The organism is Pseudoduganella sp. GCM10020061 (assembly GCF_042683405.1).
Classification (GTDB): Bacteria; Pseudomonadota; Gammaproteobacteria; order Burkholderiales; family Burkholderiaceae_D; genus Telluria.
This window is the reverse complement of record NZ_JBHUJS010000002.1, coordinates 553,723-574,257: the sequence shown is the minus strand read 5'-3', so window position 1 is coordinate 574,257 and position 20,535 is coordinate 553,723. Positions and strand designations below refer to the sequence as shown.

At 66.9% G+C, this 20,535-nt stretch carries 22 protein-coding genes and 1 riboswitch; of the genes, 17 read left to right on the top strand and 5 right to left on the bottom strand.

From position 1 onward, the window contains the following. Position 1 precedes the first annotated feature (1 nt). Complete coding sequence (locus ACFSQR_RS06395; RefSeq protein WP_377728806.1) at positions 2 to 922, bottom strand: AAA family ATPase; 921 nt, start codon at positions 920 to 922, stop codon at positions 2 to 4. A gap of 85 nt (positions 923 to 1,007) precedes the next feature. Between ACFSQR_RS06395 and ACFSQR_RS06390 the strand changes: the two genes are divergently transcribed. The 8 genes from ACFSQR_RS06390 (at position 1,008) to ACFSQR_RS06355 (ending at position 9,015) form a co-directional block, all read left to right on the top strand. Further along, the gene (locus ACFSQR_RS06390; protein WP_377728805.1) at positions 1,008 to 1,940 is read left to right on the top strand and encodes a histone deacetylase family protein; all 933 of its coding nucleotides are present in this window, start codon (positions 1,008 to 1,010) and stop codon (positions 1,938 to 1,940) included. Between the two features lie 79 nt (positions 1,941 to 2,019). Next, a complete protein-coding gene (ylqF, locus tag ACFSQR_RS06385) occupies positions 2,020 to 2,967 on the top strand; it encodes a ribosome biogenesis GTPase YlqF (RefSeq protein WP_377728803.1) in 948 nt (315 codons plus the stop codon). A 40-nt stretch (positions 2,968 to 3,007) separates the two neighbouring features. Next, positions 3,008 to 3,238: riboswitch (cobalamin riboswitch) on the top strand. A 69-nt stretch (positions 3,239 to 3,307) separates the two neighbouring features. Further along, positions 3,308 to 5,260, top strand: coding sequence for a TonB-dependent receptor domain-containing protein (locus ACFSQR_RS06380; protein ID WP_377728802.1), 1,953 nt, complete (start codon positions 3,308 to 3,310; stop codon positions 5,258 to 5,260). Further along, positions 5,260 to 6,300 carry a FecCD family ABC transporter permease gene (locus ACFSQR_RS06375; RefSeq protein WP_377728801.1) on the top strand — a complete coding sequence of 347 codons (1,041 nt, stop codon included), beginning with the start codon at positions 5,260 to 5,262 and terminating at the stop codon, positions 6,298 to 6,300. The genes ACFSQR_RS06380 and ACFSQR_RS06375 overlap by 1 nt, the downstream gene beginning before the upstream one ends. Beyond that, the gene (locus ACFSQR_RS06370; RefSeq protein WP_377728800.1) at positions 6,297 to 7,064 is read left to right on the top strand and encodes an ABC transporter ATP-binding protein; all 768 of its coding nucleotides are present in this window, start codon (positions 6,297 to 6,299) and stop codon (positions 7,062 to 7,064) included. The genes ACFSQR_RS06375 and ACFSQR_RS06370 overlap by 4 nt, the downstream gene beginning before the upstream one ends. 1 nt (position 7,065) lies before the next feature. Next, the gene (locus ACFSQR_RS06365; RefSeq protein ID WP_377728799.1) at positions 7,066 to 7,968 is read left to right on the top strand and encodes a cobalamin-binding protein; all 903 of its coding nucleotides are present in this window, start codon (positions 7,066 to 7,068) and stop codon (positions 7,966 to 7,968) included. Positions 7,969 to 8,062: 94 nt separating this feature from the next. Beyond that, positions 8,063 to 8,713, top strand: coding sequence for a thiol:disulfide interchange protein DsbA/DsbL (locus ACFSQR_RS06360; RefSeq protein ID WP_377728798.1), 651 nt, complete (start codon positions 8,063 to 8,065; stop codon positions 8,711 to 8,713). Beyond that, a complete protein-coding gene (locus ACFSQR_RS06355) occupies positions 8,710 to 9,015 on the top strand; it encodes a hypothetical protein (RefSeq protein ID WP_377728797.1) in 306 nt (101 codons plus the stop codon). The genes ACFSQR_RS06360 and ACFSQR_RS06355 overlap by 4 nt, the downstream gene beginning before the upstream one ends. Here the strand turns inward: ACFSQR_RS06355 and ACFSQR_RS06350 are convergent. Then, the gene (locus ACFSQR_RS06350) at positions 8,999 to 10,327 is read right to left on the bottom strand and encodes an ATP-binding protein (protein WP_377728796.1); all 1,329 of its coding nucleotides are present in this window, start codon (positions 10,325 to 10,327) and stop codon (positions 8,999 to 9,001) included. The two genes, ACFSQR_RS06355 and ACFSQR_RS06350, sit on opposite strands and share 17 nt — an antisense overlap. 206 nt (positions 10,328 to 10,533) lie before the next feature. Here ACFSQR_RS06350 and ACFSQR_RS06345 point away from each other — a divergent pair, with 206 nt between their 5' ends. From ACFSQR_RS06345 to ACFSQR_RS06335, 3 genes are all read left to right on the top strand, one after another. After that, positions 10,534 to 11,430, top strand: a complete 897-nt coding sequence (locus tag ACFSQR_RS06345; RefSeq protein WP_377728795.1) for a hypothetical protein — start codon at positions 10,534 to 10,536, stop codon at positions 11,428 to 11,430. 109 nt (positions 11,431 to 11,539) lie between these two features. Further along, entirely contained in the window at positions 11,540 to 12,385 is an 846-nt protein-coding gene (locus tag ACFSQR_RS06340) for a MipA/OmpV family protein (protein ID WP_377728794.1), read from the top strand. Positions 12,386 to 12,387: 2 nt separating this feature from the next. Continuing rightward, positions 12,388 to 13,092 carry a hypothetical protein gene (locus ACFSQR_RS06335; RefSeq protein ID WP_377728793.1) on the top strand — a complete coding sequence of 235 codons (705 nt, stop codon included), beginning with the start codon at positions 12,388 to 12,390 and terminating at the stop codon, positions 13,090 to 13,092. 675 nt (positions 13,093 to 13,767) lie between these two features. Here the strand turns inward: ACFSQR_RS06335 and ACFSQR_RS06330 are convergent. From ACFSQR_RS06330 to xseA, 3 genes are all read right to left on the bottom strand, one after another. Further along, positions 13,768 to 14,454, bottom strand: coding sequence for a response regulator (locus ACFSQR_RS06330; RefSeq protein ID WP_377728792.1), 687 nt, complete (start codon positions 14,452 to 14,454; stop codon positions 13,768 to 13,770). A 365-nt stretch (positions 14,455 to 14,819) separates the two neighbouring features. After that, positions 14,820 to 15,398, bottom strand: a complete 579-nt coding sequence (locus tag ACFSQR_RS06325; protein ID WP_377728791.1) for a superoxide dismutase — start codon at positions 15,396 to 15,398, stop codon at positions 14,820 to 14,822. A 68-nt stretch (positions 15,399 to 15,466) separates the two neighbouring features. Continuing rightward, positions 15,467 to 16,825, bottom strand: coding sequence for an exodeoxyribonuclease VII large subunit (xseA, locus tag ACFSQR_RS06320; protein ID WP_377728790.1), 1,359 nt, complete (start codon positions 16,823 to 16,825; stop codon positions 15,467 to 15,469). Between the two features lie 86 nt (positions 16,826 to 16,911). Here xseA and ACFSQR_RS06315 point away from each other — a divergent pair, with 86 nt between their 5' ends. The 6 genes from ACFSQR_RS06315 (at position 16,912) to kdsB (ending at position 20,465) form a co-directional block, all read left to right on the top strand. Next, positions 16,912 to 17,121, top strand: coding sequence for a hypothetical protein (locus ACFSQR_RS06315; protein ID WP_377728789.1), 210 nt, complete (start codon positions 16,912 to 16,914; stop codon positions 17,119 to 17,121). Between the two features lie 288 nt (positions 17,122 to 17,409). Then, complete coding sequence (locus ACFSQR_RS06310) at positions 17,410 to 18,015, top strand: MotA/TolQ/ExbB proton channel family protein (protein WP_377728788.1); 606 nt, start codon at positions 17,410 to 17,412, stop codon at positions 18,013 to 18,015. Next, entirely contained in the window at positions 18,015 to 18,455 is a 441-nt protein-coding gene (locus ACFSQR_RS06305) for an ExbD/TolR family protein (RefSeq protein WP_377729029.1), read from the top strand. Before ACFSQR_RS06310 ends, ACFSQR_RS06305 begins: the two co-directional genes overlap by 1 nt. Positions 18,456 to 18,560: 105 nt before the next feature. Continuing rightward, positions 18,561 to 19,559 (top strand): tetraacyldisaccharide 4'-kinase, encoded by a 999-nt coding sequence (gene lpxK, locus ACFSQR_RS06300; RefSeq protein ID WP_377728787.1) that lies wholly within the window; start codon positions 18,561 to 18,563, stop codon positions 19,557 to 19,559. Beyond that, complete coding sequence (locus tag ACFSQR_RS06295; RefSeq protein ID WP_377728786.1) at positions 19,540 to 19,710, top strand: Trm112 family protein; 171 nt, start codon at positions 19,540 to 19,542, stop codon at positions 19,708 to 19,710. The genes lpxK and ACFSQR_RS06295 overlap by 20 nt, the downstream gene beginning before the upstream one ends. Before the next feature lie 2 nt (positions 19,711 to 19,712). Then, positions 19,713 to 20,465, top strand: coding sequence for a 3-deoxy-manno-octulosonate cytidylyltransferase (kdsB, locus tag ACFSQR_RS06290; protein WP_377728785.1), 753 nt, complete (start codon positions 19,713 to 19,715; stop codon positions 20,463 to 20,465). Positions 20,466 to 20,535 lie beyond the last annotated feature (70 nt).

The following is a 20,535-nucleotide window of genomic DNA, read 5'->3' as shown; positions in this document are numbered from 1 at the left end:
GCTAGACCGGCACGGATGCCTGCAGCTGCAGCACCAGGTCGGTGCTCGCCAGCGCCACGCCATGCGCCGACTTGAGCGGGCGCAGGCGGTGCGCGCACACGGGCACCAGCACCGCCTGCACGTCTTCCGGGATTACGTGGTTGCGCCCTTCCAGCGCGGCCCAGGCGCGCGCGGCCTGCAGCAGGGCGATCGAGGCGCGCGGCGACAGGCCTTCCGCGAACATGCCGTTCTGGCGCGATGCCTGCGCCAGCGACTGCACATAGTCGACCAGCGCGGCGGAGGTGTGGATCTCGCGCAGGGCGCGCTGCGCGCTCACCAGTTCTTCGGGCAGCATCGCGGCCGGCAGCGACTGCAGCATGCTGCGCCGGTCCTCGCCCAATAGCAGCGCGCGTTCGGCGGCCGCATCCGGATAGCCCAGCGACAGGCACATGAGGAAGCGGTCCAGCTGGGACTCCGGCAGCGGGAAGGTGCCGACCTGGTTGGCCGGGTTCTGTGTGGCGATCACAAAGAACGGCTCCGGCAGCGCGCGCGTCACGCCATCGGTGGTGACCTGGCGCTCCTCCATCGCTTCGAGCAGTCCCGACTGCGTCTTGGGCGTGGCGCGGTTGATCTCGTCGGCCAGCAGCACTTGCGTGAAGATGGGGCCGGGATGGAACACGAAGCCGTTGCGTTCGCGCTCGTACACCGAAATCCCGGCCACGTCGGCCGGCAGCAGGTCGCTGGTGAACTGGACCCGGTTGAACTTCATGCCGAGCGAGATCGCCAGCGCATGCGCCAGCGTGGTCTTGCCCACGCCCGGCACGTCTTCGACCAGCAAGTGGCCGCCGGCGAGCAGGCAGGTGAGGGCCTGCCGCACCTGGGTGTCCTTGCCGACGACAATTTGGCTGACCTGGCGCGCTACAGTATGAAGTTTGGTAAACATGGATTCTCGTTGGCTTGGTATTCGGGCGTAGTGCGTCGTGTTACGATTCTATGCGAGAACGCCAGCCCCGTTAAGCACCACAGAGATGAACACAGCAATCTATTCCCACCCTGACTGCAGCAAGCATGAGATGGGGGACTGGCACCCGGAATCGCCGCAGCGCTTGCAGGCGATCGAGGACCAGCTGATCCTGGCGCGCCTCGACGGCCTGATCGAACGGCGCGAGGCGCCGCTGGCGGACCTGGCCGATATCGCCCGCAACCATTCGCAGGGCGCGATTGCGCTGGTGCGCGACCACACGCCGACCCAGCCGGGCGAGTACTATCCGATCGACCCCGACACCATCATGAACTGCCATACCTGGCGCGCGGCGCTGCGCGCGGCAGGCGCCGCGGTCGCGGCCACCGATGCGGTGATCCGGGGCGAGATCGCGAACGCGTTCTGCCTGGTCCGCCCGCCCGGCCACCATGCCACCCCCGGCACGCCGATGGGCTTCTGCTTCTTTAATAACATCGCGATCGCGGCGCGCCGCGCGCTCGAGGTGCACGGGCTGGAGCGGGTGGCGGTCGTCGATTTCGACGTCCATCACGGGAACGGCACCGCGGAATCGTTCGCGGCCGATCCGCGCGTGCTGATGGCCAGCTTCTACCGCCATCCCTTCTATCCGTACACGGAGCCGGAACCGATCGATCGGCATTTCGTGAACGTGCCGGTCAGGGTGGCGGCCGACGGCGAGGAGATCCGCCAGCTGGTGCGCGAATACTGGCTGCCCGCGCTGCATGCGCACCGCCCGCAGATGGTCTTCATCTCGGCCGGTTTCGACGCCCACCGCGAGGACGACATGGGCGGGCTGGCGCTGGTCGAGGCAGACTACGCCTGGCTGACGCGCGAGGTCATGGAAGTCGCGCGGCTGTACGGCAACGGCCGCATCGTCAGCTCGCTGGAGGGCGGCTACGCCCTGTCCGCGCTCGGGCGCAGCGTGGTCGCGCACGTCAAGGCGCTGGCCGGGCTGGACTGACGCGGCCATGGCGCACGCCTTCCGGCCGTCGCCCAGTTAAAATAGCGGCTCATCCCCAGTTCTCCCAGAAAGTCACAGCATGTCGATACAATGGTTCCCCGGCCACATGAACGCCGCCAAGAAGAAGGCGGAGGAGTCGATGGCCGACACCGACGTGGTGATCGAGGTGCTCGACGCCCGCCTGCCCGAAGCCAGCTGCAATCCACTGGTCGAGCGCATGCGCGTGTTCCGCCAGCGGCCGTGCCTGAAGATCCTCAACAAGAGCGACCTGGCCGATCCGGTGGCGACCGCGCTGTGGGCCAGCTACTACAACGCGCAGGACAACGTCACCGCCTACCCGATGACGACCAAGAAGCCGTCCGACGTCGCGCGCATCGTCACGCTGTGCAAGCAGCTGGCCCCGCACCGCGGCGTGCCGACCAAGCCGCTGCGCATCATGATCATGGGGATTCCCAACGTCGGCAAGTCGACCCTGATGAACGCGCTGCTCAAGCGCCGCGTCGCCAAGGTGGGCGACGAGCCGGCCGTCACCAAGACCCAGCAGCGCATCTACCTGGACCAGCACACGGTGCTGATCGATACCCCCGGCCTGATGTGGCCCAAGATCGACATGGACAGCGATGGCCTGATGCTGGCCGCCAGCCACGCGATCGGATCGAATGCGCTGATCGAGGAAGAAGTCGCCGTGTTCCTGGCCGAAGTGCTGCTGGAACGCTATCCGAACCTGCTGGCCGCGCGCTACGGACTCAAGACCGAAGGCATGGACGGCGTGGCGGTGGTGGAGGGCGTGGGCATGAAGCGGGGCTTCCGCGTCAAGGGCGGCGACCTGGATTTCGAGAAATCGGCGCACGTGCTGCTGCACGACTACCGCAGCGGCGCGCTGGGACGCATCAGCCTGGAGACGCCGCAGTCGCGCGCCGAGCGCCTCGCGCGCCACGCCGCCGAGATGCAGGAGAAGGCCGAGCGCGCGGCTGCCATCGCCGCCGCCAAGGCCGAGGAAGCGGCGCGCGGCAAGCGCGGCTCGTAAGGAAGGGGAACGGTCCCGGAGGGACAGTCCCCAAGGCTTGCTATAATCTCACTGTTCTGGTGCCCGCCCGCGTGACCACGCGGGCAGTTAAACGGGAAACACAACGCCGCGCGCGCCAACGCCGCGGCCAACGTGTGCTGCCCCCGCAACGGTAAACAAGCGCCGCCATCCCTGATGGCGGCAGGCCGCTCCGACAGCCACTGCGTTCGCGCAGGAAGGTGGAGCGGCGATGCTTGGAGCCCGGATACCGGCCAGGACAGGTGGAAGCGCCATGCGCGCCTTCCGTTGAATCCGGCCTGCGGGGACGCAGGCTGGGTGCACACTCGATCCTGTTAAACAAATGACTCCAGCTTTTGCCTTGCGCCGCCCGGTGCTCGCCCTCGCCATCGCCTTTGGCGCGACCCCGTTCGCCAGCGCCGATTCCATCCTCCAGACCGTGACCGTGAGCGGCGCGCGCTTTGCCGCCGACCCGGGCTTTGCGCCGCCCGGCGCCACCGTCATCAGCGCCGACGAGATCCGCCGCGCGGGCGTCGCCGACGCCAACGAAGCGATCCGCAAGCTCGGCGCCGTCACCGGCCGCCAGAGCCTGGACGGCTCGCCCGACTTCGCGCTCGACCTGCGCGGCTTCGGCGCCAACAGCGTCCAGAACATGGTCGTGATGGTGGACGGCGTGCGCATGTCCGACGCCGAACTCGGTAACGCCAACCTGGCCAACATTCCCATCGAGACCATCGAGCGCATCGAGATCATCCGCGGCGGCGCCAGCGTGCTGTACGGCGAAGGCGCGACCGGCGGCGTGATCCAGATCGTCACCCGGCGACCCGGCAAGGACAGCCGCCGCGCCAGCGCGCGCGCGGAGCTGGGCAGCTTCGGCTACCGCGACCTGCGCCTGTCGGGCGCGGCCAGCTGGGATGGCTTCGCGCTCGACGCGGCGGTCACCGGCCTGCGCACCGATAACTACCGCCGCCACAACCGCTTCGAGTTGGACGCCTTCTCGGGCGGCGCCCAGTGGGCCTTCGAAAGCGGACGCATCGGCCTGCGCATCGACAGCGCGCGCCAGGACTCGGAGCTGCCAGGCTCGCTGAAGCTCGAGGAGTTCGCAAGCGACCCGCGGCAGGCATCGACCCCGCGCGACTTCGGCTCGCTCGATTCCGACCGCGCCACCGCGTTCGCGGAATACCGCCTCGGCGCGTTCGACCTCGCGGCCGAACTCTCGCACCGCAGCAAGACGGTGCGCTCGGTTTACGTCAGCGACTTCGGCAGCGGACCGTTCGAATCGAAGATGCGCTACGACACCGACCAGGACCAGTTTTCCCCGCGCGTGCGCCATGTCTCGCAGTGGGGCGCGGCGCGCAATGAGCTGGTGGCCGGCTTCGACTGGATGCAATGGCAGCGCCAGACCCAGGCCGACTTCTCGAAGGCCGATGCGCGCCAGGTATCGCGCGCGCTGTACCTGCGCGACGAGCTGCGCCGGGACGGCACCCGCGTCTCGGCCGGCATGCGCCGCGAGCGCTTCGACAAGGACTACGTGGATCCGCTCGCGTTCAACCCCGGCGCCGAATCGACCCGCCAGACTCACAGCGCGTGGGAGCTGCAGGGCAGCCACGCGTTGAGTCCCATGCTGTCCGTGTATGCCAAGGCAGGGCGCAGCTACCGCGTGGCAAACGCGGACGAGAACAGCTACCGCGATTCGACTGGCGTGCTGGACGTGCAGACCTCGCGCGACCTGGAACTCGGCGCCACCTTTGGCGTGCCGGCGCGCGAACTGACCGTGCGCGCATTCCGCCACCGCCTGCGCAACGAGATCTTCTTCGACCCCACCATCGGCTGGGGCGCCAACACCAACCTCGACCCGACCCGCCGCCAGGGCGTGGAGCTGGCGGCACGCCTGCGCTTTGCGCGCAGCTGGACCGTGAGCGCCAACGCGCAGCACGTGGATGCGGAATTCACGGAAGGCCCGAACGCGGGCCGCGACATGGTGCTGGTGCCCGAGAACACGGCGACCGCGCGCCTTGCCTGGGTGCCGGACGATGCGCAGAGCTTCGATGTCGGCGTGCAGTGGACCGACCGCCAGAGGTATGGCAGCGACTTCTCCAACAGCTGCAGCACGCGCATGCCGTCGTTCACCACGGTCGATGCGCGCTATGCCCGCAGCATTGGCCGCTGGGAGTTCGCGCTGGCCGCCCTCAACCTGGGCGACAGGAAGTACTTCAGCCAGGCCTTCGGCTGCCGCGCCGGCATCTACCCGGCTGACGGACGCCAGCTGAAGCTGTCGGCAAGGGTGGACTTCTGATGGAGCGCAGCGCGCACACCGGCAGTGCGGCACGCCAGCGCAGGATCGCCCTGGCGATGGCGCTGCTGGCGCTGGCCGTGCTGCTTGGCTCGACGCTGGTCGGCTCCGTGCCGATCGCGCCGGGCGAGTTCGTGGACGCGCTGCAATCGGTCGTGACGGGCGAACCCGCCGGGCTGGCCGCGAGCCTGCTCGACCTGCGCCTGGGGCGCGCCGCCAGCGCCTTCGCGGTCGGCGCCGCGCTGTCGCTGGCCGGCGTGATGATGCAGTCCCTGCTGCGCAACCCGCTGGCGGACCCGTATGTGCTTGGCATTTCCAGCGGCGCGGCGGTGGGCGCGCTGGGCGCGCTGCTGGTCGGCGGCGCGCTCTGGATGGTGGACCTGGCCGCGCTGGGCGGGGCCCTGGCGATCTCGCTGGTGCTGTACCTGCTGGCGCGGCGCGACCTCGACGGCCACCTGCAGCGCGAGCTGTCGGGCGACTCGTCCACGCTGCTGCTGACCGGCGTGATTCTGTCGGCGGCCTGCATGGCCGTGGTCACGCTGATGCTGTCGATCGCGCCCGAGTCGCGCCTGCGCGGCATGGTGTTCTGGATGGTCGGCGACCTGTCCGGGACGGGCTGGCGCTGGATGCCGTGGGTCGCACTGTGCATCGCCTTCGGCGTGCTGCGCGCGCGCGCGCGGGCGCTGAACGTGCTGGCCTTGCACGCCGAAGGCGCCGCTGCGCTCGGCGTCAATGTCGCCGGCCTGCGCCGCATGCTGTTTGCGCTGGCCGGCATCCTGACCGCAGCAGCCGTCACTACCGCCGGCGCGATCGGCTTTGTCGGCCTGGTGGTGCCGCACGCCTGCCGCCAGGCCTTCGGCGCCGACCACCGCATCCTGCTGCCCGCCGCCGCGCTGGGCGGGGGCGCGTTCCTGGTGCTGGCCGACACGCTGGCGCGCACGGTGCTGGCGCCGCAGCAGCTGCCCGTCGGGGTCCTGACCTCGCTGATCGGCGTGCCGGTATTCCTGTTCCAGCTGCACCAGCTGAGGATGCGCAAGCGATGATCGCCACCGCCAACCTTTCCCTGTATGCCGGCGGGCGCGCGCTGGTCGATGGGCTCGACTGGCAGGCCGGCCGCGGCGAGTGCTGGGCCATCATCGGCCGCAACGGCGCCGGCAAGAGCACGCTGCTGGGCGCGCTGGCCGGCCTGCGCGTCCCCGATCGCGGGACCGTGCTGGTCGGTGGGCGCCCGGTCGGCGACTGGCCGCTGCCGGAACTGGCGCGCGAGCGCGCCTACCTGGCCCAATCGCGCAGCGACCCGTTCGCCTACCGCGTGATCGAAACCGTGCTCATGGCGCGCCACCCCTGGCAGGCCGACAGCTACTGGGAAGACAGCGCCGACCACCGTGCGGCGCGCGAGGCGCTGCGTGCGCTCGATGTGCTGGACCTGGAAGCGCGCGACGTGCGCACCCTGTCGGGCGGCGAGCGCCAGCGTGTCGCCATCGCCGCGCTTCTGGCGCAGGACACGCAGCTGATGCTGCTGGACGAACCGGCCAGCGCGCTCGATCTTGCGCACCAGGTCTCGGTCATGCGGCTCATGGCCGGGTTGTGCCGCGAGCGCGGCCGTACCGTCGTCATGGTGTCGCACGACCTGAACATGATCCATGGCGCGGCCACCCATGCGCTGCTGCTGCACGGCGACGGACGCTGGAGCGCCGGCCCCGTCGGCGAGGTGATGCGCGCGCCGCTGCTGTCCGATTGCCTCGGCCATCCGGTGGAGGCGATCGCGCATCGCGGCCGCACCATCTTCATCAATATGGAGGAGTGAGATGCGATTCTTTCACCACGCGCTGGCGCTGCTGGCCGCCGCGTTACCGCTGCTGGTCCATGCCGGCGTGAGCGTCGTGGACGACGAAGGGCGCACCGTTACCCTGGCCCGCCCGGCCGGCCGGGTGATCTCGCTGGCGCCCCACATCACGGAACTGCTGTTCGCCGCCGGCGGCGGCGCGCACGTGGCAGGCGCGATGAACTTCAGCGACCATCCGGCCGCTGCCGCGAAGCTGCCGCTGGTCGGCTCGAACAGCGGCATCGACATCGAGCGCGTACTGGCGCTCAAGCCGGACCTGCTGGTCGCCTGGCGCAGCGGGAACACCGCGCGCCAGCTGGAAGAGCTGTCCCGGCTCGGCATCCCGGTCTTCTACAGCGAACCGCGCGCGCTGGAGGACGTCGCCACCAGCATGGAGCGCCTCGGCACGCTGATGGGAACGCGGCCGGCGGCCGACGCGGCCGCGCGCAGCTACCGCGCGCGGATCGCCGGACTCCGGGCGCGCTACGGCAGCAGGCCGCCGGTGCGCGTGTTCTACCAGGTATGGGACCGCCCCCTGTACACGCTGTCGGGCGGCCACATCGTCAGCGACGCGATCCGCCTGTGCGGCGGCGTCAACGTGTTCGCGGCGCTTCCCACGCTGGCGCCGGAAGTGGGGCTGGAGGCGGTGCTCAAGGCGAACCCGGAAGCGGTGGTCGGCAGCCAGAAGTTCGAGCCGGACGACACCGGCGTCGCGATGTGGAAGCGCTATCCCGGCCTGCTGGCGGCAAGGCAGGGCAACCTGTTCGAAGTCCAGGCCGAACTGCTGACGCGGGCCAGCCCGCGCATCGCCGATGGCGCCCAGGCGCTGTGCCAGGCGATCGAGATGGCCCGCTCGCGCCGCGCAAACCATCCGTTAAAGAGGTAAGCAATTGCAAAAATCGGCCGCCCGAGCCCGACAGGCGCCGAAAAAATGGTAATCTCGCGATCGTTCGCTTAACCGTTCAGAAAAGGATTCAATAATGCGTTCCCTTCGTTTTGTAGTCGCCGCAGCCGGCATGGCCGTCGCCACCGCTTTCGCCTCGCCCACCTCCCCGAAGGTCGGCGTCGAATACGTCGAACTGGCGCAGCCGGTGCCTGCGCAGACCGTCGGCAAGAAGGTCGAAGTGATCGAATTCTTCATGTACCACTGCCCGGCATGTAACTCGCTCGAGCCGCTGATCGCCGGCTGGGCCAAGCGCCAGGGCGACAACATCCACTTCCGCCGCGTCCACATGCCGGCCACCGGCCCGAACGACCCGGAAGCGCACCTGCACCTGACGCTGGAGGCGATGGGCCTGTCCGAGCAGATGAGCGCACGCGTGTTCCACGCGATGCACGTGCAGCGCGTGCGCCTGAACCGCGAGGAAGTCATCTTCGAATGGATCGCAAAGCAGGGCATCGACACCAAGAAGTTCAAGGAGTACTGGAACTCGTTCGGCGTGAAGACCAAGCTGAGGCGCGTGCCGCAGGTGCTGAACGCCTATAAGGTGGAGAGCGTGCCGACCGTGATCATCGATGGCCGCTATGTCACTTCGCCTGCGATCGTCAGCAAGTCCGGTGCCGTGACCGGCACCGCGTTCACCCAGGTGCTCGACGCACTCGTCGCGAAGGCAGCAGCAAGCAAGAAATGAGCGACGACAAGGAACAACGCATCCTGAAGATGTTCGACAAGTCTTCCCCCAACGAGGAAGACTTGTTCGAGACCAGTTACGTGAACCACATCGCGTGGTCGATTGCGGTCCTGTCGCTGGGACTCATCATCTGGCTGGCGGTGGCACTGGTGCGCGCCGAAAACCACCGCCACGCGATGGAAAGCGGCATGTGCCAGGACCCTGTCTTCAAGGGCAAGGTCGACGAAGTGTGCATGAAGACCGTGCGCTCACGCGAATACTGGTTCCAGCACCTCTGGTACGGCCTTACCCACGTCCGCTGACGGTCCCCGCCTCGACGGGAATGACGACGGTGAAGCTGGCCCCGCCCAGCTTCGACGTCCCGATCGTCACGCTGCCGCCGTGCAGCGCCACCGCCTTCTGCACGATCGATAATCCCAGTCCGAACCCGCCGGTCGCCCGGTCGCGGCTGCGGTCGATCCGGTAGAACGGCTCGAAGATGCGCTCGCGCTCCGCCTCCGGAATGCCCGGGCCATTGTCCTCGACCAGCACCGATAACTGCCGGCCCGCGGCGCGCGCCGAGACGGCCACATGCCCGTCCGAATACTTCTGCGCATTGCGCAGCAGGTTGTCCAGCGCCCGTGCCAGCAGGCGCCGGTCCGCCTGCACGGCCGGCAGGTTGCCCGGCAGGTCCAGCTCCAGCCGCGCAGGGGCGGGCGCCAGCGCCGCCGCCAGGCCCTCCAGCATCGGCTTCACATCCACCGTTTCGAGATCGAGCTGCGGCCGGCTGTCCAGCTTCGTCATGCCGAGCAGCTCATTGACCAGCCCATTCAGCTCGCGCAGGTCGCCTTCCATGCCCGCGATGCGTTTTTCCAGCGCCGGGTCGCGCGCCGCATCGCGCAGCAGCTCCAGCGCGAACTCCAGCCGCGCGATCGGCGTGCGCACCTCGTGCGACACCGAGTGCAGCAGGTTGCGCTGCGCCTCGAGCAGCGCCTCGATGCGGCCCGCCATCGCGTTGATGCGCTCGGCCAGCGGATAGATGCTGTCGTTCGGCCGCATGCGTGCGCGCGCGGCCAGGTTGCCGCTGCCGAAATCGTCCGCCACCGCGGACAGCTGCTGCAGACCCTTCCAGTGAGAACGCGACCACAGCGCGATCGGGATCAGCAGCGCGAGCGCGACGATCACGTAGCGCACCGCCTCCATCTTGAGCGCCAGGCCGATATCGATCGGCAGGTCGAGCGCCAGGATCGCTTCCTCGTCGCTGCCGACATAGCGCTCGCCCTTGAGGTCCACGCGGCGGTAGAACGCGCGCTCGGCGGGCAGCACCACCAGCTCGCCGCGCTCGAATGCGGCCAGCGATGCGGGCGGCAGGGCGGCACGCGCCGCAGCCAGCGGGACGATCTCGAAGTTCGCCTCCGACACCTCGCGCACCTTGTTCAGGCGCGTCAGCCATTCGTCGGCGGAGGCCCGGTCGACGTACTGCTCCAGCACGAAGATCTGGGCGGCGGCCTGGCGCCGCGCAATGTCCTCGAGCGGATCGCCGAACAGGCGCGAAATTGCGAAATAAATAACGAAAGTCGCTGCCGTAATTGACAGCATGACCAGGATGAAGAAACGGAAGAATAGCCGGTTCATCGGCGGCGCACGCCCTGCCGGCAGGTTGCTGCGGTGGACACGGCGGGGGAGGGGAGGGTCGTTACTTCCATGCATCAATTGTATAAGATGCAGCTCCGTTCGCGCCAATTACAATTTTCCGACAATCACAGTACAAGTCGCGGCGGAATTCGCGGCGGCCAGCCCATAAGATGTGTACATATCTGAAAAAGCTATGGAGCAGCACCATGATGTTATACGGCCGGATCGTCCACCTCGTCCCCTTCATCGCAGTAGGACTGCTGGAAGCGTGCGGCGGTGGCGCGGCGACCAATCCCGCCGCCCTGTCCCTGCCGCAGATTGCCGTGGGTGAGCCGCATCCCCAGCCGACCTCCGTGGCGCGCGACTTCCGCCTGCTGTCCCAGCAGGCAGTGTCCGGCGTGACCAGCGCGCAGAATGTCGTGATCCGCGATGCGGCTGAATTCAGGGCCCTGTGGGCCAAGCACATGGGCAACCGCGTGCCGGTGCCCGACGTGCCGGCCATCGATTTCAGCCAGAAGATGGTGGTCGGCGTGTTCGCCGGCCAGCTCCCGCATGGCTGCGGCGGCGTCTCGCTGCACCATGTGCGCAACGACGGCGCCAGGCAGACCGTCGCCTATTCGGTCACGACCGCCATGCCGGAGGTGTGCACGATGGTGATGGGTTCCCCGGCCGTGCTGGCGGTGATCGACCGCAGCGACGTGCCGGTCGAATTCGTCCAGTCGGCCGCTACCAACGTGCCGCTGGCCACGATCGACATCAGCGCCCACTCCCTGCACGGGCTGGCGCGCAATGCCGTCATCAAGGACCAGGCAGCGTGGGAAACCCTGTGGGCCGAACACAAGGGCGCAGGCAGCGCCGCGCCGGCGGTCGACTTCACGCGCAATATGGTGGTCGCTTCGTTCCACGGTCCGGGCGACGGCTGCGCCGGCATTTCCCTGCCGCGCGCGCTGCGCTCCGGATCGGTCGTCACCGTGATCCGCCGCGTCGCCGAGCGGCCGGCCGGGATGGCATGCACCCAGATCCTGCGCACGCCTGCGCACATCGTGAGCATGGAACGTACCGACGACCAGGTCGTATTCGCAACCGAGAGCGCAGGTAACTGATGACGTACCGGTCCGCCAGGCCGCATTACGCCCTGGCGGGCCGTTTTTTTGGGGAGCCCGGCAGTAGCCGCTAAAATGGCGGCCATCGGAACTCGTTAGACCAGACAACATGCACAAGTCCCTCGTCCTCGTTTTGGCGGCAGCCTGCGGCGCAGCATCGGCCCAGACACCCGCCAACAACCCGATGCCAGATGGCAGCCGCGACATGTACGTCGGGCTGGGCATCGTGTCGACCCCGGAGTGGGACGGCGCGCGCTCGCGCAAGGAACGTGCGCTGCCGGTGCTGCAGGTCCAGTGGAGCAACGGGTTCTTCGTCTCCGGCATGAGCGCAGGGATGCATCTGTCCGATCGCCCGTCTGTCGAATACGGCCCGCTGGTGACGGTACTGGCCAAGCGCGACGCCTCCGGCAACGGCAACGGGCTCGGCGGCATGTCCGGCGAAGGCGTCAAGCTGCAGCCCTCGTTCGAGACCGGGGACCCGGCGGCGCGGCTGGACGGCATCAAGGAGATCGGCGCGCGACTGGAAGTGGGTGGCTTCTTCAATCATTACCTGAACGAGCGCCTGCGCGTCAACAACACCATCGGCTATGGCGCCGGCCATGACCGCCGCGGCCTGCGCTACACGATCGACCTGCAGCACCTGGCTGCGGACCTCGCGCCGCGCCACAAGGTGTCGGCGTCGGCCGGCCTGACGTTCGTTAACAGCGCCCACAACCGCGCCTACTTCGGCATCAGCGACGAGGAAGCGCTGCTCAGCCGCCGCGCTACCCATGTGCCGGGCGGCGGCCTGCGCGACGTGCATGCCGGCGTGCGCTGGAACTATGCGTTGTCGCCATCGTGGATCCTGGCGTCGCAGCTGCAGGTCACGCACCTGCGCGGCGACGCCGCCAAGAGCCCGCTCGTCGAGCGGTCGACCAATTACACTGTCAGCACTGCACTGGCTTACCGCTTCTGACCATGCGATTTTTCGGACACAACGCGCTGATGTTTGCGATGCTGCTGGCGGCGGGACTGCCCGCGGCCGCGCAGTCGCATGGCGACGCTTGGGTCAGCTACCGCGACGCCTACAAGCAGATGGTGCGGTTCGAAAAATACGGCAAGCCGAAGCAGCTCCTGCAAAGCACGCTGCAGGTCGCGCCGAAGGACAAGGCCGCGCCGCTGGACGGATTGCGCCTGACCCTGAGCGGCAAGGCCACGCAGCTGAACCTCCCGCTCGACGCCACCGGGCGCGCCGTCTTCCCGCTGCTGAAGGCCGCGTATGACGAGAACGCCGCGCTGGTGCTGAACCAGGACGTCACGCAGTACGTGTTCCGGCCGCGCATCTCGATCGCCGTGCGGCCGGATGGCGTGTACGAGACCGGCGACCTGCGCGCCGCATGCGAGCAGGCGCTCGCCTACCAGCGCTACCTTGCGCCGGCCTCGGTCGCGGGCAAGAAGTGCGTGGGCGTGCGCTTCGCCTATCCGAAGGGCGACGCGGACGTCGTCGTGCGCCTGCGCCGCGGCGAGCAGGATGCGCCGCTGCGCGTGGAGGAGGGCGCCGCCTTCCCGGGCGACGCGGTCGAGCACTTCCGCATCGCCAACTACCGCTTCGCCGAAGTGCCGGTGGCCGGCCAGGTATCGACGCATCACGCGCCGGTAGCGATCGCGCCGCTGTTCGAATAATCCCCGCTTTCCCTGCTGTTCCTACGGGCGTGCGCCTGCGTGCGCAGCCTTTGCCTGCCTGCCTTCCGGCGGTAGCCGCAGCTGCGCGCCGCTTGCATGCCGTCTTTACAAATTCACGACAAATGCGCGACATCTGCCGGATGAATTAGCGTGGCCAACTCATTAACATAACGCCTGAATCGGTTTTCCGTTTGGCCCACGGCACTTCACAGTCCGTGGGCTTTTTTTCGTCCCCACGAAATGGGGACAGACCCCATTTTCGAGACTCGATTCTGTGCGGGGAAGGGATCAGGTCCAGGCCGACGGCGAACAGATAGGCGCTGCGGCGCCGCAAACGAACGAAATGGGGTCTGTCCCCATTCTTTGTTTCGAAAATGGGGTCTGTCCCCATTTTTGAAAAAAAAGCCGCCGGGCTTGCGCGCGGCGGCTTCGTTGTTCGGGGAATGATCAGGCCCAGGCCGACGGCGAGAACAGGTAGCCTTCGCCCCACACGGTCTTGATCTTGTCGGCGTCCGCGTCATCGAACTTGCGGCGCAGCTTCGAACGAAATGGGGACAGACCCCATTTCGAAAATGGGGTCTGTCCCCATTCTTTGTTTCGAGAATGGGGTCTGTCCCCATTTTTGAAAAAAAGCCGCCGGGCTTGCGCGCGGCGGCTTCGTTGTTCGGGGAAGGGTCAGGCCCAGGCCGACGGCGAGAACAGGTAGCCTTCGCCCCACACGGTCTTGATCTTGTCGGAGTCCGCGTCATCGAACTTGCGGCGCAGCTTCGAGATGCTGTTGTCGATGCTGCGGTCCATGCCGTCGAACTCGATCCCGCGCATCTTCTTGAGCAGCGCATCGCGCGACAGCACATGGCCGGCCGATTCGGCCAGCACCACCAGCAGCTTGTATTCCGTGTTGCTGAGCGAAACCGGCTCGTCGCGCCAGGTCACGGTGCGGTCGCTGGTCACGATGGTCAGCGCGCCGAAGGACATCACATCCGCGTCCTGCGGCGCATTGCCGGATGCGCGTCGCAGCAGGGCGCGCAGGCGCGCCAGCAGCACGCGCGGCTGGACCGGCTTGTTGATGAAGTCGTCCGCGCCCTGTTCCAGCAGCGAGACCTCGTCGTATGAATCTTCGCGTGCGGTCAGGATCAGGATCGGCACCTCCGACACCTCGCGGATCTGGCGCGACACCAGCATGCCATCCATCCCGGGCAGCATCAGGTCGAGCACCACCACATCGGGCGAAACCAGCTTGAAGCGGTCGAGCGCCTCATCGCCGCGCGACACCACCTCCACCGAGAACTCATACCCGGCCAGGTATTCCGTCACGAGCGACGCGAGCCGCTCATCGTCTTCCACCAACAGGACACGGTACATAGTTTTTTCTCCTTGACCGCCCATTCTATCGAAGCAATTAACGAAAATCACCATTCCCGACGATTCGATGCATTTCGCTACATTTCGTGACAACAACACAACACTGCGGGCCGGTGCCTGACCCCCAGGGGAAGCGAGGCCTGACCCCGCGCTTGACCGGGATCAGGACGCGTGCGGAAAAATGCGGTGGAAAGTAGCGGCTGCCGATGCTGCGCCAATCGTGCGCGGCCAGAGTGGCGGGAAATGCACCCGGGGTCTGGCACAGTGTTGTAAGCGGCGGGGACAGGTCTTCGCTCTGGAGCCAGGCCTGACCCCGCGCTTGAGATGGCGCAAAAAAAACCGCCGTGAGGCGGTTTTTAGGGAACTTAGGCGAACAGGGATTCGGCCTGTTTCCAGTTGACGACGGTCCAGAAGGTCTCGACGTACTTGGCACGCAGGTTGCGGTAGTCGATGTAGTAGGCGTGCTCCCAGACGTCGCAGGTCAGCAGCGCTTTGTCGCCCGAGGTCATCGGGGTGCCGGCATTGCTGGTGTTGACGATGTCGACCGAGCCGTCGCCTTTCTTGACCAGCCAGGTCCAGCCGGAGCCGAAGTTGCCCACGCATGCCTTGCTGAATTCGGCCTTGAAGTTGTCGAACGAGCCCCACTTGGCGTTGATGGCGTCAGCCAGCGCGCCCGACGGTGCGCCGCCCGCGTTCGGCGCCATGCAGTTCCAGTAGAAGGTGTGGTTCCACACCTGGGCGGCGTTGTTGAAGATGCCACCGGAAGATTTCAGGATGATCTCTTCGAGCGACATGTTCTCGAACTCGGTGCCCTTGATCAGGTTGTTCAGGTTGGTGACGTAAGCCTGGTGGTGCTTGCCATAGTGGTACTCGAGGGTTTCCTTCGAGATCGCCGGTGCGAGGGCGTCCATCGGGTATGGCAGTGGCGGCAGGGTATGTTCCATCTTGTGTCCTTTTTCTGTTGGATGTCGGTGACCGGTCGATATTGTAATTCGGTTATGCGATTGCTGCATTATTCCAGCAGATCTTGCACGCTGGCGACGCCCACTTCGGCGCTGCCGTCGGCCAGCCGCACGCCGATCGCCTGGCCCACCTTGATCTGGGAGGGCGAACGCAGCACGTGCCCTTTGACGTCGGTGACGATGGCGTAGCCGCGCTCGAGCGTGCGCTGCGGGTTGAGCAGTTCGAGCTGGGACGCGAGCGAGGCCAGTTCCGCACGCCGCACCCGCAGCAGGGTGGACATGCCGGTGGCGGCGCGCCGCTGGCGCGTCTGCAGGTCGGTGCGCAGCGCGGCCAGGTCGGGCGCGCGCGCGGCCAGGCGCGAACGCAGCTGCGACAGCGCGAGGTTGGCGCGGTGCGCTGGCGCGCGCACGGCATGCGTCAGCGCGGTGGCGTGCGCGGCCACCTTCATGCGCTGGTGCGCGATCTGGGCGGAAGGGCTGAGCAGCCGGCGCGAGTAGCTGTCGAGGGCGAGGTTGGCGTCGGCGAGCGTGCGCGCCATCGCGCGCCGCAAGTCGGTGGCGTCCTGCTGCAACGATGCCAGCCAGTCCGCCTGCGCGGTGGCCGCCAGTTCGGCCGCCGCGGTCGGGGTGGCGGCGCGCAGGTCGGCCGCGAAGTCGGCGATGGTGAAGTCGGTCTCGTGGCCGACGCCGGAAATCACCGGCATGCTGGCCGCGGCGATCGCCTGCGCCACGATCTCTTCGTTAAAGGACCACAGGTCTTCGATCGAGCCACCGCCGCGGCACACCAGCAGCACGTCGACTTCGGCGCGGCTCGATGCGGTACGGATGGCCAGCGCGATGCGTTCGGCCGCGCCCTGGCCCTGCACGGGGGCAGGGTAGAGCACGATGCGCACGTGCGGGGCGCGCCGCCGCAACGCCGTCAGCACATCGCGCAGCGCCGCGGCCTGCGGGCTGGTGACGATGCCGATGCTGCGCGCGAACAGCGGGATGGCGCGCTTGCGCTCCTGGTCGAACAGGCCCTGCGCGGTCAGCTTTTCCTTCAGCCGCAGGAAGGCTTCGTACAGCTGGCCGACGCCTGCGCGCCGGATCGCTTCCACGTTGATCTGGTAGTCGCCGCGCGCGCCATACAGGGTGACCAGGGCGCGCACCTCCACCTTGTCCCCTTCGCGCGGGGTGAAGCCGGCGAATTGCGCGCGGCCCCGGAACATGACGGCGCGCACCTGGGCGGCGTCATCCTTGAGCGTGAAATACCAGTGGCCGGAGGCGGCGCGGGTGAAGTTGGAAATCTCGCCGCCGATCCACACCAGCGGGAAGGTGCGTTCGAGCAGCCGCGCGACCTGCTGGTTGAGCGCGGTAACGCTCAGGACCGGGGGCGCGGCATAGGCCGGATCGTGGTTTTCTGTTTGCATTGCGACATTTTACCGGTGAGCTGTCCACAGCTGGGAAGAAGCGGAGGATGCTTATGTCATAAATTCCGCCAGGCAGCAAGCAGAGAATGCAAGTATTTGATTTTAAAGGGATTATGGCAATGCCTTGTTTTAAGGCAAAACCAAATTTTTCCTTACGGATCAAGCACTTTCGTGAAAGACTTAAGAGTTCTTCACAAAGTTGTCCACAGTTTGCGGGGGTAACTGTGCAGATGCAGGCGCGCAAGGCAGAAAACCCCGCCGTGCCGTTTTTTTACGCAGGAGAAATTTGTTCTTAGGAATCAAGGACTTTGTCGAGCGTCAATCTTATTGCTCACAATCTTATCCACATTTTGTGTGCAAAACTGTGGATGAACTCAGCCGGACATCGTGCCACATTTTTCATCGCGGGAAATTTACTGAGCAATTTCAAGCACTTGCAATCGTGCGCCACCCCTTGCTCACAATCTTATCCACAGTTTCTGTTCATTACTTGGGGAAAACCCCACACCCGCCCGCGGCGCTCCCCTTGCACCAGTGCAAATGACACGTTACATTGCGTTTTTCCCCATGACATGGAGTCCGCGTTGCTCGCCATCCTACAAGCCGCCGGTTGGCCGATCTGGTTTCTGCTGATCGCCTCGATCATCGCCCTGGCGCTGATCATCGAACGCATCATTTACCTGCGCCGCTCGAAAATCCTGCCGCCGCAGCTGTTCGACGAGGTGGTGCGGGTCTACCACAACGGCAAGGTGACGCCGGAGATCGTTTCCACGCTGGAACGCAATTCGCCGCTCGGCACGGTGCTGGCCGCCGCGCTGCGCAACGTCAGCGCGCCGCGCGAAGTGATGAAGGAGGCGATCGAGGAAGCCGGCCGCGGCGTGGCCCACACGCTGGAGCGCTTCCTGACCACGCTCGGCACCATCGCGTCGCTGGCGCCGCTCATGGGCCTGTTCGGCACCATCGTCGGCATGATCGAGATTTTCGGGGCGCAGAACGCGACCGGCGCCAATCCGGCGCAGCTGGCGCACGGGATTTCGGTGGCGCTGTATAACACCGGTTTCGGCCTCGCAATCGCGATGCCGGCGCTGGTGGCATACCGCCACTTCCGCGCGCTGGTCGACAGCTTCATCATCGACATGGAACAGCAGGCCGTGAAGTTCGTCGACATCGTCCACGGGGACCGCAAATGATCGATTTTCGCAGGGGACGCAAGCGCGAGGAACCGGAGATCAACCTGATCCCGTTCATCGACGTGCTGCTGGTGATCCTGATCTTCCTGATGGTGACCACCACCTACAGCAAGTTCACGGAGCTGCAGATCACGCTGCCCACTGCGGAAGCCGAGAAGGCGCTGGACAAGCCGCTGGAACTGAACGTGACGGTGGACGCCAAGGGTAACTACACCATCAACGGCAACGCCGTGTCCTTCCACAGCGTGGGCGGCCTGGCCGAGGACATGCGCGCGGCCAGCCGCGCCGCCGGCGTGCCGGAAGGGCAGTCGCCGGTGGTGATCGTCAACGCCGACCAGTTCGCGATGCACCAGATGGTGGTCAATGTGCTGGAGGCGGCGCGCGTGGCCGGCTACGACAAGCTCACCTTCGCCGCCCAGACCGCCGGCGCCGGCAAATAAAGCTGCACCCAAACCGTCATCCCAGCCGAGTGCGACCTCAGGTCTTGGGGTGACGGTGGTAACACTATCTCTCCTATGGCAGATCGATCCCTCGAACGAACCCTGATGCGCGCCTGGATGCGGCGCGGCCTGCTCGCCTGTGCGCTGTGGCCGGTCTCGCTCGTGTTCCGCGCGCTGTCCGCAGGACGGGCCGGCCTGTACCGCGCCGGCATCCTCAAGTCCGAACGCCTGCCCGTGCCGGTGGTCGTGGCCGGCAACGTGTTCGTCGGCGGCACCGGCAAGACCCCGCTCACCATCTGGCTGGCCGAGTCGCTGCGCGCGGCCGGCTTTACGCCCGGGGTGATCTCGCGCGGCCACGGCAGCGAAGCGGTCTTCGTGCGCGAGGTCACGCGCTTTTCCGATGTGGGCAAGGTGGGCGACGAGCCGCTCCTGATCGCCCAGCGCACCGGCTGCCCCGTGTTCGTCGGCCGCAAGCGCGTGGACGCGGGCAGGGCGCTGCTGGCCGCCCACCCCGAGGTCGATGTGATCATTTCGGATGACGGCCTGCAGCACTACCCGCTCGCGCGCGACGTCGAGATCGTGCTGTTCGACAGCCGCGGCGCCGGCAACGGCTGGCTGCTGCCGGCCGGTCCGCTGCGCGAACCCGCCAGGCGGCGGCGCGACTTTACCGTCGTGAACGCGCCGCACATCCCGGCCAAGCTGGAGCGCCAGGTCGGCGGCGCGCCGTACCGCATGCAACTGGGCGGCAGCGTGGCGATCCGCCTGAACGGGATCGAGCGCGCGCCGCTGTCGGCGCTGGCCAACCGGCGCCTGCTGGCCGCCGCCGGCATCGGCAATCCGGGCCGCTTCTTCGCCATGCTGCGCGAGGCCGGCCTCGCGTTCGAGGAGCTGCCGCTGCCGGATCACTACGACTTCATCGCCAACCCGTTCGCGCAGGCCAATGCCGATGTCATCCTGATCACCGAGAAGGATGCAGTAAAATGTCGCCAACTTGAACACTTGAACAACGATCCGCGCCTGTGGGTCGTCCCGGTCAGCGCGCAGATCGATGCGGCGCTGGCCAAACAAATTGTGGAGAAATGTCGTGGACGCCCGACTGCTTGATATCCTGGTCTGCCCGCTGTGCAAAGGCCCGCTCGAATACGACAAGAAAACGCAGGAGCTGATCTGCCGCGGCGACCGCCTGGCGTTCCCGGTCCGTGACGGCATTCCGATCATGTGGGCCGACGAAGCGCGCACCATCGAGCCGCAATAACGATGGCGTTTACCGTCATCATCCCGGCGCGGCTGGCGTCCACGCGCCTGCCGAACAAGCCGCTCGCCGACCTGGGCGGCAAGCCGATGGTGGTGCGCGTGGCCGAACGCGCGCAGCTGTCCGGAGCCACCCGCATCGTGGTCGCGACCGACCATCCCGATATCGAAGCTGCCTGCTGCGCCCATGGCGTGGAAGTGTGCATGACGCGCGCCGATCATCCGTCCGGCACCGACCGCATTGCGGAAGTGGCGCAGCAGCTGGGCCTTGGCGCCGACGAGGTGATCGTCAACCTGCAGGGCGACGAGCCGCTGATCGATCCGGCCCTGCTGGCCGCCGCCGCGGCGCTGGTCCAACCGGGCGTGCCGATGGCGACCTGCGCGCACCCGATCGCCGATCCGGCCGAAGTCTTCAATCCCAACGTGGTCAAGGTGGTGCTCGACAAGCAGGGCCGCGCCCTGTACTTCTCGCGCGCGACCATTCCATGGCACCGCGACGCGTTCGCCAAATCGACCAGCACGCTGCCGCCGGGTTACGCGCCGCTGCGCCACATCGGCCTGTATGCCTACAGCGCGGCCTTCCTGCAGCAATACCCCACGCTGGAGCCGGCGCCGCTGGAGCAGGTGGAAGCGCTGGAACAGCTGCGCGTGCTGTGGCATGGATACCCGATCGCGGTGCACATCACGCCCGATGCGCCGGGCGCCGGCGTGGACACGCCGGAGGACCTGGAACGGGTAAGGCTGAGCTATCAAAGTTGACGCTTGGCGTAGCTTTTGTGGTAAGTTTCGTATCAGGGCAGTGCCATATGCATCAAGCAACATCCATGCG